The sequence below is a fragment of the Alkalicoccus daliensis genome (assembly GCF_900103955.1).
Taxonomy (GTDB): domain Bacteria; phylum Bacillota; class Bacilli; order Bacillales; family Salisediminibacteriaceae; genus Alkalicoccus; species Alkalicoccus daliensis.
Genome location: NZ_FNIL01000001.1, coordinates 727,648 through 739,134, shown reverse-complemented (window position 1 = coordinate 739,134; position 11,487 = coordinate 727,648). Strand labels below are relative to the sequence as shown.

Below are 11,487 nucleotides of genomic sequence, written 5' to 3'. Positions count from 1 at the left end.
AGGAGCATATGAAAAAAATACGAGTACTTATTGCAAAACCCGGACTCGATGGTCATGACAGGGGAGCGCTTGTTATTTCACAGGCACTGCGGGACGCAGGAATGGAAGTTATATATACTGGATTGCGCCAGTCTCCCGCCCAGATAGTACGAGCGGCTGTGCAGGAGGATGTAGATGTCATAGGACTTTCCAGCCTTTCCGGAGCACATAATGTCCTTTTTCCTGCAGTAATTAAGCAGCTTCAGGAAGAATCTGCAGAAGATATCATGGTGATCGGGGGAGGAGTCATTCCGATAAATGATGTTATTGCCCTGGAAAAACAAGGTATTGATAAAATATTCACACCCGGCACACCGACTTCATTAATTGCCGCTTATATAGAAGATGCTGTAAGAAAAAAACACGGGGAAGAGTCTATGTTTTTTACGAAACCAATCGGTATTGATCACATAGGAATTGCGGTGAATTCAATTGAAGAGACTGCAGCTTTCTACACTACCCATTTTCAATTAGAAATAGATAATGTAGTGGAAGTACCTGAACAGGGAGTACGTGTTGCATTTCTTCCATTAGCTTCGGTTACGCTGGAACTATTAGAACCGATGGGAGAAAACAGCCCCATCCAGAAATTTATTGATCAAAGAGGAGGAGGACTGCATCATATTGCCGTCGCTGTAAGCAGTATTGATGAGAGGCTGAATCAAATGAAGAAATCAGGCATACCATTAATAGATGAAGTTCCTAAAAAAGGAGCGAAAGGTGATCCAATAGCTTTTATTCATCCTAAAGCAGCGGATGGTACATTAATTGAACTGCTGGAGAAAAAGGAGGAAGCAGCTGATGGATATGTATGACAAACTGAATGAACTATATGATAAAAGAAGAAAAGTAGAATTAGGCGGGGGTGACGAACGAAGAAAAAAACAGCATGAAAAAGGAAAGCTCACTGCCCGGGAACGTATAGATATTCTTCTGGACGAGGGGACGTTTGTAGAGCTGCAGCCTTTTATTGAACACCGTTTTAACGAACCTGGAATGGAAAAGGGCTCTGCACCAGGAGAAGGTGTCGTTACAGGCTATGGACAAATAGAAGGCAGGAAAGTCTTTCTTTTTTCACAGGATTTCACTGTCTATGGCGGTGCACTGGGAGAGATGCATGCCAAAAAAATCGCCAATGTCATGGACCTTGCTGTAAAAAATAAAGCCCCCTTTATCGGATTAAATGATTCCGGCGGTGCCAGAATACAGGAAGGTGTTCTTTCTCTCGATGGATACGGGCAGGTGTTTTACCGGAATTCAATTTATTCGGGTGTAATTCCGCAGATTTCTGTAATTATGGGGCCCTGCGCAGGTGGAGCAGTTTATTCCCCTGCGATTACGGATTTTGTTTTTATGGTGGAAAAGACCAGTCAAATGTTTATTACAGGTCCTAAAGTAATTGAAACAGTTACAGGTGAAAAAATCTCAGCTGAAGAGTTAGGCGGAGCAGATGTGCATAACTCTATAAGTGGAAATGCACATTTTTCTTCTGAAACGGAAGAGGCAGCGTTAAGCCAGGTACGTAAGTTACTTTCCTATCTTCCGCAGCATCAGGGAGAAAGTGCTCCCGTGGTGGAATATGTAAACAAAGACGAGTTCTTATATGATCTTTTGGATTACATTCCGTTCGACCCTGCAAAGCCATATGATGTAAGAAAAATGATTATGCAGATAGCAGACAGTGAATCATTTTTTGAGGTGCAGCAAAATTTTGCGAGAAATGCAGTGGTTGGTTTTGTGAGATTGGGAGGTAAACCTGCCGGAATTATTGCTAATCAGCCAAAAGTGATGGCGGGGGGGCTGGATATCAATTCCTCTGATAAAATTGCAAGGTTTATCCGTTTTTGCGACAGCTTTAATATTCCTATTATTACTTTTGAAGATGTTACTGGCTTCCTTCCAGGTGTTCAGCAGGAACATGGAGGAATTATCAGGCACGGAGCAAAAATTTTATATGCATATTCGGAAGCCACAGTTCCTAAAATTACCGTAATTACCCGTAAAGCCTATGGAGGTGCGTATGTAGCGCTTAATAGTAAATCAATTGGTGCGGATATGGTCTATGCATGGCCCAATGCCGAAATAGCAGTAATGGGCCCCCATGGAGCCGCTAATATTATCTTTGCAAAAGAAATAAGAGAAAGTGACAATCCTGATAGTACACGGGAAGAAAAAATTGAGCTCTACCGCGAAAAATTTGCAAATCCATACATTGCTGCAGCGAATGGGATGGTCGATGATGTTATTGATCCCCGGGAAACGAGACAAAAATTGATGGAAAGCCTGACAATGCTGGAAAACAAAACCGAGTATCGTCCAACCAAAAAGCATGGAAACATTCCTCTTTAGAAGCTTTATGATACAATCGGGTTCGTACATATTGTTTTAGGAGGATGTTTTAAATGAATGAAGAACGACTGTTAAATGAATTTTTAGAATTAGTAAAAATTGATTCGGAAACAAAATATGAAAGAGAAATTGCAGACGTATTGATTAAAAAATTTCAGGAGCTTGGAATGAAGGTGGAGGAAGACGATTCAATGAAACATACCGGCCACGGGGCAGGAAATCTTATCTGCACCTTGGAAGGCAGCATATCAGCACCAGCTATTTATTTCACTTCGCATATGGATACAGTAGTACCAGGATTAAATGTTAATCCGATTGTAAAAGAAGGTTATGTTTATTCGGATGGAACGACGGTACTCGGAGCTGATGATAAAGCTGGAATTGCGGCCATGATCGAGGCTGTTCGGTCAATACAGGAAAGTGGAGCAACACATGGCACAGTTCAGTTTGTGATTACTGTAGGAGAAGAATCAGGTCTGCTGGGAGCAAGACACCTGGATATGAGTAAAATTAAAGCTGAGTTCGGCTATGCACTCGACAGTGACGGACCGGTCGGAGACATTGTTACCGCAGCGCCTAATCAATCAAAAATATTTGCCACGATTCATGGAAAAAAAGCTCATGCCGGCGTTGCACCGGAAAAAGGAGTTTCTGCGATTGCTGTAGCTTCTAAAGCAATCGCTGCTATGCCGCTTGGAAGAATTGATGAGGAAACTACTGCAAATATAGGAAGATTTGAAGGCGGAACGCAGACAAATGTGGTATGCGATAGGGTAGAAATTAAAGCCGAGGCTCGCTCATTGGTGAAAGAAAAAATGGTGCAGCAAACAGATAAGATGAAAGCAGCTTTTGAAAATGCAGCTAATGAAATGGGTGCGGAAGCCGAAGTAGATGTGCATATTGTGTATCCAGGGTACAAGCAGGCAGAAGATGATAAAGTAGTTGCTATTGCTAAGCAGGCTGTGAACAGAATTGGGCGGGAACCTAATATCAAACAGAGCGGCGGCGGAAGTGATGCAAATATCATAGCAGGACACGGCATTCCTACTATTAATTTAGGAGTGGGCTATGAAGATATCCACACTACTGATGAAAAAATAGCAATTGCAGAATTAAATAAATTAACGCAGCTGGTAATGGAAATTATTCATCAATCAACGAAGTAGCAGTTTCAGGTAATAAATGAAAAAGGGATCTCCCGGCGTCGACCATTTTCAAAGCCGGGAGATCCCTTTTTAAAAACTCATTTTACTGTAAAATTGAAACTTGTTCTAACATGCCGTATTCGAGCGATTCTAATATGGTTTCTTCAGAATGTCCTATTTGCATAGAAATCTGTTTGATCGTAGGTGATGGTCTGTTTTGGACTGCATGGTCACTTACCGCTTCCAGTACAAGATGAAGTACAGAATGGTAAGAAGAAGTAAAAGAAGACAAGCCTGTCATAATTATCGACCACCTTTCTTGTAAGTATTGTAACATACTTTGCCATCTTAATTTAAGGGGTTAAGCTATAATAGTATGTGTATTTATCCAAATTAATACACCTGCATTACAACTATATTAAGGGAATGTGTTAATATATAGATAAATAGAACGTACGTTTCACAAGGGGATGATTCGGTGACAGCCCGTGTAGTTTTCCACGTAGATATGAACAGCTTTTATGCATCTGTTGAAGTGGCAGATGACCCATCACTGTTGGGAAAACCCCTCGCGATAGCAGGAAATGCAAAAAAAAGGAAGGGGATCGTCGTCACTGCCAGTTATGAGGCAAGAGCGAAAGGCATCAAACCGCCTGTGCCCCTTTGGGAAGCAAAGAAATTGTGCAGGGACCTCATTGTAAAAGAACCCAGATTTGAACGTTATAGGGAAAAGTCTAAACAAATGTTTCAGATCTTAATGGAATATTCAGAACTAGTACAGCCAGTATCTATTGATGAAGGATATATGGATGTCACACATACAACCAGCCGTAATTCGGCGATTCACATGGCAGAAACAATCCAGCAGAGGCTTTTAAAAGAATTAGGGCTCCCAAGCAGTATAGGCATTGCCCCTAATAAATTTCTTGCAAAAACAGCAAGTGATATGAAAAAACCTATGGGAATTACTGTGCTTAGAAAAAGAGAGGTATCTACAAAGTTATGGCCGATGGCTGCCGTGGAAATGCATGGAATCGGTGAAAAAACTGCAAAAAAACTCGAACATCACGGTATAAAAACAATAGGAGACATTGCAGGAGAGGACCCTGAAAAGCTTTCGCGGATTTTTGGCGCGGGAGGCAGAAGAATGTATGAAAGAGCTTATGGTATAGATAACAGACCGGTAGATCCGGAAGAGGCGAAGCAATTTAAAAGTATCGGACATTCCCGTACTTTGGAGGAGGATGCTGTAGACACTAAAGATGTTTATCCAGCATTAACTCTTATGAGTGATTCTGTAAGTGAACGACTTAAAAAAAAGCATGTTTATGCGAGTGGAATTCAGCTTACGATACGATACGCTGACTGGGAAACCGTGCAGAGATCAGCCAGGCTTCCTGCTCCTCTGGATGATGGCAGTATAATTCTTTCTACAGCAATTAAAATCTGGGAAAACAGCTGGAACGGTAAGCCTGTACGTTTAGTAGGGGTTACCGGAATAGATTTGGTCCCAAAGGGCCAGGCGAATAAACAGCTGGATTTATTTTCTTACCAGTCAGATAAAAAAAGCTGGGAAAGAGAAGAGCTTTTAGAGAATTTAAATAAAAAATTCGGCGAAGGAAAAGTCAGGCGCGGTTTTAATCAGCCTCCTCTTAATTAAAAAATTTTATAAGCCTTGCCGTTTTTATTATTCACGCCTCCCTGCCTTTTTTCACGCTATGCATAGTCGCCTAATTAATCCATCCAGAATCGACTTCTGGATGGATTTTTAGGCTTCGCCGATCAGCAGAAGCAGCAGCCTGACTCTTCCAATGTACGGTTCTGTGTTAATCAACTGCTGCTTTTTCGGCTGGGAGCGGGGTTTCTCATGATTACAATATAAAACAATTACAATTTTTTTTGTGCAAAAAATCTGCATCTAAAAAGAGGGAAATAAACATCGCTTTGTAACGAAAGAGAAAACGGACACCATCGCTGATCCCTTTCTTTAACGATCAATTTTGTAAATGATCTTATTTCCCTTTTATATAAATTCTCTAAAAGTTGTAATAATTGACTCAAATGAATGAAGAATTTGAGATGTATCTTAAAATATATTAAGAAGTTATTTTAATTACCTAAAGAACATAGAAATACCGCCGATATAAAAGTCAGCTGAAAGTTCAAAGGAGCGGGAAATAATGGAAATTCAATCACAAGCCGGGGCCCAGACCTTAAGTGGGGACAAAGCAGGGAATATGAAAACTGGAGAAACTGTTCGTCTGCAGGTAACTGAACGAATTTCTGATAAGGAAGCAATGGTAAAAATACGAGGAAATGAAGTGCGTGCAGTTTTTGAAGGAAAAATACCTTCAGGAGAAAAAATAAACGCAGAAATAAAGCAGATTACCGCTGATGGAATTAGAGTACAGGCGATAGAAGAAAAACATCCCAGAGAGCAGAAAAATGAGGTTTCTAAAGGAAATGGAGATGCAAGGCAGGTGCTTAAAGAACTGGGAATAAAAGAGCCCTCCCGAGAGCTGCAGCGGGCTGCCCAGCAGTTGATAAATAGGGGCATCGAGCTGAATAAAGAATCTGCAAGGGATCTCAACCAATACATAGAGAAAGGTCCTGGAACCCCCAGGGAACGAATGCAGACAGTTCATATGCTCGCCCAGAAGAGAATTGAACCTGGAGCAGCCCAGATAAAAAGTGTTCATGAAACACTGCATGGTCCAAAAATGCAGGATCAAATGAGGCAGTTAAATGCTCATTCAACTTCAGAATCCCGCTTTACACAGCAAGAGACACAACAAATTTCTGCACAGCACTCAGGAAAAAAACTGGGGGCTGGCACTCCGACAGAATTAATGCGTGCTGTAGATCAAGTGCGTGCGAGCCTGCAGGACGGTAAGGGGCTCCGCCAGTCTATAGAGAATTTGCAGCAGGCTGCAAAAAATACAGGAGAAAATGTACAAGTACATAACGTAAACCAGCTGTTACGCAATATGCTGACGGTCCAGGCACAAAGTGGGAAAACTGCAGCAGTTTCCGTTCTTACAGAATTTTTAGGGAGTACTGGTACCCAAAATATTCCAGGTAACACTTCGGCCGTTCAGAGTACCCCCGCGCAATGGCAGCACAAATTAGAGCAGGCGACAGATATACGGCCGGTATTGAAAGAAATAACTCAGCAGTTGCATTCTTCCGGATTTGAGAAACCTGTAATTAAGTCTCTTCTGCAGAAAATTGACAGTGCACAGCAGTTATTAACAGAAGGCAGGGAATTAAAGGCAAGATCGACACTTATAGATGCATTTAAGCAGCTGCCTCAAGCAACTGCAGAAATTACAACCCAGTCGCCGGCATTAAAAGAACTCGAACACTTTGTTCGTAATGAAGTACTCGCTCCGGCCAATGTAGAAGCAAAAGCGGTTCTTGTTACCGAAATTACGGAAAGACTTGCAAAGGCTACCGATGAATTTAAAGCGTTTCAGCGGGATAGCAGGAATCATCTACATAAAATTGAGCAGGTTATACAGCAGGTAAAATTACAGGCAGCTCCCATTGTAAAACCAATGCTGGAAAATGTAATAAAACAGCTTGACCGTGCAATTACCAAAAGCGACTGGCTTCTCTACGCTGATATGAAGCAGGAGAGAAAACTTTTAGGGGCTAGCAGTCAGCTGGCGGAAGCAAAAAATCTTTTAGCAAAAGGTCAGGTGCAGGAAGCAGCACAGCACGTTAGAGAAGTGAGACAAGTTTTGGAACAAATACAATTTAAGCCGTCTCACCAAAGATTACAGCATCATGTTACAGACACTATGAGGTTTGAAAGAATGCCGACTTCCGGAGAGCAAGCTTCAAAGCAGTTTGAACATGCTGCAAGAACACTTACCTATAACGACCATTCTCCCAGACAGATATTCGAAGGAATGCGCACGCTTGGACTAAACAGAGAGACAGAATTGTCACAGACACTTATACAGGGGAAAACCCCAACGGACCAGCAGCAGCGGGATTTAAAATCAGTTCTATTGCAGATGGCGAAAAATACAACTGAGGAAGGAAGCAGACAGGCACAGCAGGCGGTTTCCCATATAAATGGGCAGCAGCTTTTAAATCGGCATGATTCCACTCAATTAATGCATCTATTTCATCTGCCTGTCCAGTTGAAGGAAGAAGTGGAAGAATTAAAGATTTTTGTGAATGATAATAATGGAGGAGAAGAAGTTGACTGGGAAAATATGAATTTATATTTTCATATTGAAACGAAAAAACTTGGACCGCTTGGAATATCTCTAAACGTAGCTAACAGACAGCTGTCCATTGTTTTAAAAAATGATTCGCATAATTTTGAAGAAAAAGTTCTTCCACTCACTCAAAAATATATGGATAATTTTGAAGAGATAGGATTTCAAGTGCAAAAAGTTAAAACCCAGGGGTTAAATTCTCCTGAAAATATAAAAAAAGAAAGTAAACCTGTGAGTCACCCTCCAATTATGACGGAGAAAGGATTTGATTATAAAGTATGATAGTCCAAAAACATTTTAATCAGGTCAATCGGAGACAGATCAATGGTCCGTCAGCTGTAGTTATCAGCTACGATGAAGCTGAAGGCAATGAACCAAGAGTTATCGCTTCCGGCAAGGGGTATGTAGCAGAGAAAATCTTAAAAATGGCGGAAGAAAATAATATTCATATGGAAGAAGATGCTTCTCTGCTGGAAAATCTGCTCGATTTAGACTTGGGAGAAAATGTACCTCCCCAGCTTTATGCAGTAATTGCAGAAATTCTATTATTAATCGAAGAATTAGAAAGAAGCTATTAAGAATATAGATTTAAAAACCGATATTGAAAATAGAAACATATTTCCAACAAAGTATGAAGACAGGATGTATTTAACGGAGGTCAAGTAAATGATTACAAATGAAGCACTGCATAAAAAATCTCCACAGGAACTCACCAGTCTTCTTTATGAAGCGCTTCTTGAACGTCTGGAAGAAGCAGGGGAAGCAATGCAGGCCGGGGATATGTGGAAGGCTAACGAAAAATTCCAGAAAGCAAATGACATACTGACACGGCTCGGCGCCGGGATAAATTATGAAGCAGGAATCATTGCAGATCAGCTGGATACTCTATATAACTACCTGAGTGATCAATTAGTTCAAGTGAATTATAAAAAGGATATAAAAATGCTTGAAGAAGTTATAAAATTAATTCAATCGATTATGGCGGCCTGGCGGGAAGCAATGAAAACGCAGAAAGACAGCCAGCCTAAAATGATGAAGCAGCGAGTAAGTGCGTACGAAAAAAATACAGTCTTCGAATAGAATGTTAAAGGGAGTGTTTTAAATTGAAAATTAACAACAATATCCAGGCATTAAATGCTTATAGAAATTTATATCAAAATCAGCAGTCCACGTCCAAAAATCTGGAGAAATTATCTTCCGGTCTTCGTATTAACAGAGCAGCGGATGATGCAGCAGGGTTAGCGATTTCGGAAAAAATGCGTTCTCAGATCCGCGGGTTAAAAATGGCAGAGCGCAACGCCATGGACGGCATATCTTTAATGCAGACTTCTGAAGGGGCACTGCAGGAAGTTCATTCGATGCTGCAAAGAATGAGAGAACTCGCAGTGCAGGCTGCAAATGATACAAACACGGATGAAGACCGTGACCAGCTTCAAAAAGAAATTGATCAGCTGAAAGAAGAAATTGACAGTATTTCCGAGAAAACGGAATTTAATACAAGAAAACTTCTCGATGGCAGCAGTGCAGTGCTGACGAGCTTCCCGGACAATAACTCAGCTACGAATATGACGAACTTTCCACAGGTCCAGAATGCAAACTATCCTACTGGAACTTACCGCTTAGATTTAGGAGCATCCGAGCAGAGTGTCAATATCACTCAGACCTCTGCAGGCATTAACAATGCTGCTGACGTTACTTTAGCTGGATTCGGGACAGATGAAGCTGAAGGTGCAAAATTTGGTGAGTACTCAGTGCTAATCCGCGATTATAATAGTGAAACTAATACGGCGCGGGTGGAAGTTCTGGATCCGGACGGATTAAGCAAGGGAATTAAAGTGGTTGACACCAATGGAGAAGGTGATGCAGCCCGGGATACGATCGGCGGCCTGAGCATCGACGTAGGAAAAATCAGCGGCAACGGAACAGTAAAAGCAAGCATTGAAGTTAAGGCACAGCTTACATTATTCCAGGTGCAGGATGAGGCAGCTGAAAGAATCAGAGCGCCGAAAACACTGACTTCTGTAAACGGCAATTTTAAGTATGAAGGTATTGAATACAGCTATAATGGAAATATTGCAGATGGAGAGGAAACTTTTAATCTGACAAATAATTCACTTGCTTTCCAGATCGGGCCGAATACGAATCAGGATGTAATGATTGATATTCCTCGTATGGATGTAGTAACTCTGGGTATTACTAATATTAATGTATCTTCCAATACCGGAGCGAACCAGGCAATCTTTGAACTGGATCAGGCCATAAGCAAGTTATCTGATGCAAGAGCAAAGCTTGGAGCGGTACAGAATCGTATGGAACATACGATCAACAATCTGCAGGTGACGCATGAAAATCTTACAAGTTCTGAATCCAGGATCCGGGACGCTGATATGGCGCTGGAAATGACTGAATTTACGCGTAACAATATTCTTAATCAATCTGCTACTGCGATGCTGGCGCAGGCCAACCAGCTTCCACAGGGAGTGTTACAGCTGCTTCAGTAGTAATAATATAACTATGCGACAGTCAAACGTTATTATATAAAGCCTTAGAAGTGTTTTTTTACTGCACTTCTAAGGCTTTATTATATTTTTTATGATCATTCTTTTCACTATTCGATCCATCCGTTATACTGAAGAGATGAAGGGGAAGGAAAGGAAGGGAAATTATGGATGTAAATAGAGTGGGAAGGCCTGGACTGCAAAAAGCAGAATCCAAGACTTCTTCCGGTACGCAGGCAAAAATTTCTTTTCAGGAAATTATGCAGCAGGGAAGAAACAGTGCGCAGTATGAAAAACTCGGAGAGCTGCTTCTTAAAATTGAAGATCAGGGAAAAACTCTTTCAGAATCCCGTACAGTAGATGAATTAAGAAAGTATAAACAGCTTGTGAAAGAATTTTTGGACGATGCTGTGAAGTTAGGTCTGAATTTGGAAGAACGGAAAGGTTTCAACCGCCGTGGGCGGACAAAAGTCTACAAAATTGTTAGAGAAGTAGATACAAAATTAATGCAGCTTACAGATGCTGTACTGAATGAACAGAAAAAAGGGCTGGATGTATTAAAAATGACAGGGGAAATTCAAGGACTGCTTGTAAATATATATGCGTAACTTTCAAGATACTGTAATACATCCAGTATCTTTTTTTATCAAAGAACTGGCTGCGGTTTTAAATTAAACCATTCACTTTTACAGCTTCAAATTAACAAACATTATTTTACTGGGAGGCATAATATGTTTACAGGTACGTTTCATTTCAAAACAGAAATTGATAAGCCGCTGGAACAGGTTTGGAATTTTTTTCAATCTAATGAAAATTTAGTTGCAATCACTGGATTTCCTAAAATTTCTCTTCTTGGAGACAAGGAGGTATTTGAAGGGGCTGATATTCAGTTAAAGATGAATTTTATATTTATGAAATTACACTGGCAGGGGGAAATTACTGAGGTTGCAGACCATTCATATTTTATAGATGAAGGAAAAAAACTTCCGTTTCCTTTTAAATCATGGAAGCACGTCCACGCTTTTAAAGAAAAAGATGCTGAAACGACAATCATGTATGACAGGGTGGAGTTTGAAAGTTATCTTCCCGCCCCATTTATTAACTTAATGCTTACAGGTATGTTCAAAGATAGAAAAAGACAGCTTAACGGTGTGCTGGGGAAAGTGAGGTAGCACCAGAGGATACAGATAATCAAAGCAAAAGCGGGACTCTGAGGAACTGTTA

General features: G+C 40.9%; 11 protein-coding genes. 10 read left to right on the top strand and 1 reads right to left on the bottom strand.

Annotation, left to right across the window (positions count from 1 at the left end; translation table 11 throughout):
• Positions 1-8 precede the first annotated feature (8 nt).
• From mce to BLP92_RS03600, 3 genes are read left to right on the top strand one after another with little or no spacing between them, the layout of a single operon-like run.
• Positions 9-854, top strand: coding sequence for a methylmalonyl-CoA epimerase (mce, locus tag BLP92_RS03610; protein WP_090840648.1), 846 nt, complete (start codon positions 9-11; stop codon positions 852-854).
• Complete coding sequence (locus tag BLP92_RS03605) at positions 838-2,388, top strand: acyl-CoA carboxylase subunit beta (protein ID WP_090841084.1); 1,551 nt, start codon at positions 838-840, stop codon at positions 2,386-2,388. Before mce ends, BLP92_RS03605 begins: the two co-directional genes overlap by 17 nt.
• Positions 2,389-2,441: 53 nt before the next feature.
• The gene (locus BLP92_RS03600) at positions 2,442-3,554 is read left to right on the top strand and encodes a M20/M25/M40 family metallo-hydrolase (protein ID WP_090840646.1); all 1,113 of its coding nucleotides are present in this window, start codon (positions 2,442-2,444) and stop codon (positions 3,552-3,554) included.
• 82 nt (positions 3,555-3,636) lie between these two features.
• Here BLP92_RS03600 and BLP92_RS03595 read toward each other — a convergent pair whose 3' ends face one another.
• Positions 3,637-3,834 (bottom strand): hypothetical protein, encoded by a 198-nt coding sequence (locus BLP92_RS03595; protein ID WP_090840644.1) that lies wholly within the window; start codon positions 3,832-3,834, stop codon positions 3,637-3,639.
• Positions 3,835-4,011: 177 nt separating this feature from the next.
• Between BLP92_RS03595 and BLP92_RS03590 the strand changes: the two genes are divergently transcribed.
• From BLP92_RS03590 to BLP92_RS03560, 7 genes are all read left to right on the top strand, one after another.
• Positions 4,012-5,193: a DNA polymerase IV gene (locus BLP92_RS03590; protein ID WP_244516635.1), complete on the top strand. Its 1,182-nt coding sequence runs from the start codon at positions 4,012-4,014 to the stop codon at positions 5,191-5,193.
• A gap of 520 nt (positions 5,194-5,713) precedes the next feature.
• Positions 5,714-8,047: an NfeD family protein gene (locus BLP92_RS03585; RefSeq protein WP_090840642.1), complete on the top strand. Its 2,334-nt coding sequence runs from the start codon at positions 5,714-5,716 to the stop codon at positions 8,045-8,047.
• Positions 8,044-8,343, top strand: a complete 300-nt coding sequence (locus BLP92_RS03580; protein WP_090840640.1) for an EscU/YscU/HrcU family type III secretion system export apparatus switch protein — start codon at positions 8,044-8,046, stop codon at positions 8,341-8,343. Before BLP92_RS03585 ends, BLP92_RS03580 begins: the two co-directional genes overlap by 4 nt.
• Positions 8,344-8,431: 88 nt before the next feature.
• The gene (gene fliS / locus BLP92_RS03575) at positions 8,432-8,845 is read left to right on the top strand and encodes a flagellar export chaperone FliS (protein ID WP_090840638.1); all 414 of its coding nucleotides are present in this window, start codon (positions 8,432-8,434) and stop codon (positions 8,843-8,845) included.
• A gap of 23 nt (positions 8,846-8,868) precedes the next feature.
• Positions 8,869-10,266: a flagellin N-terminal helical domain-containing protein gene (locus tag BLP92_RS03570; protein ID WP_090840636.1), complete on the top strand. Its 1,398-nt coding sequence runs from the start codon at positions 8,869-8,871 to the stop codon at positions 10,264-10,266.
• Positions 10,267-10,430: 164 nt separating this feature from the next.
• Positions 10,431-10,871 (top strand): YaaR family protein, encoded by a 441-nt coding sequence (locus tag BLP92_RS03565; RefSeq protein ID WP_090840634.1) that lies wholly within the window; start codon positions 10,431-10,433, stop codon positions 10,869-10,871.
• A gap of 123 nt (positions 10,872-10,994) precedes the next feature.
• Positions 10,995-11,435 carry an SRPBCC family protein gene (locus BLP92_RS03560; RefSeq protein WP_090840632.1) on the top strand — a complete coding sequence of 147 codons (441 nt, stop codon included), beginning with the start codon at positions 10,995-10,997 and terminating at the stop codon, positions 11,433-11,435.
• Positions 11,436-11,487: the final 52 nt, after the last annotated feature.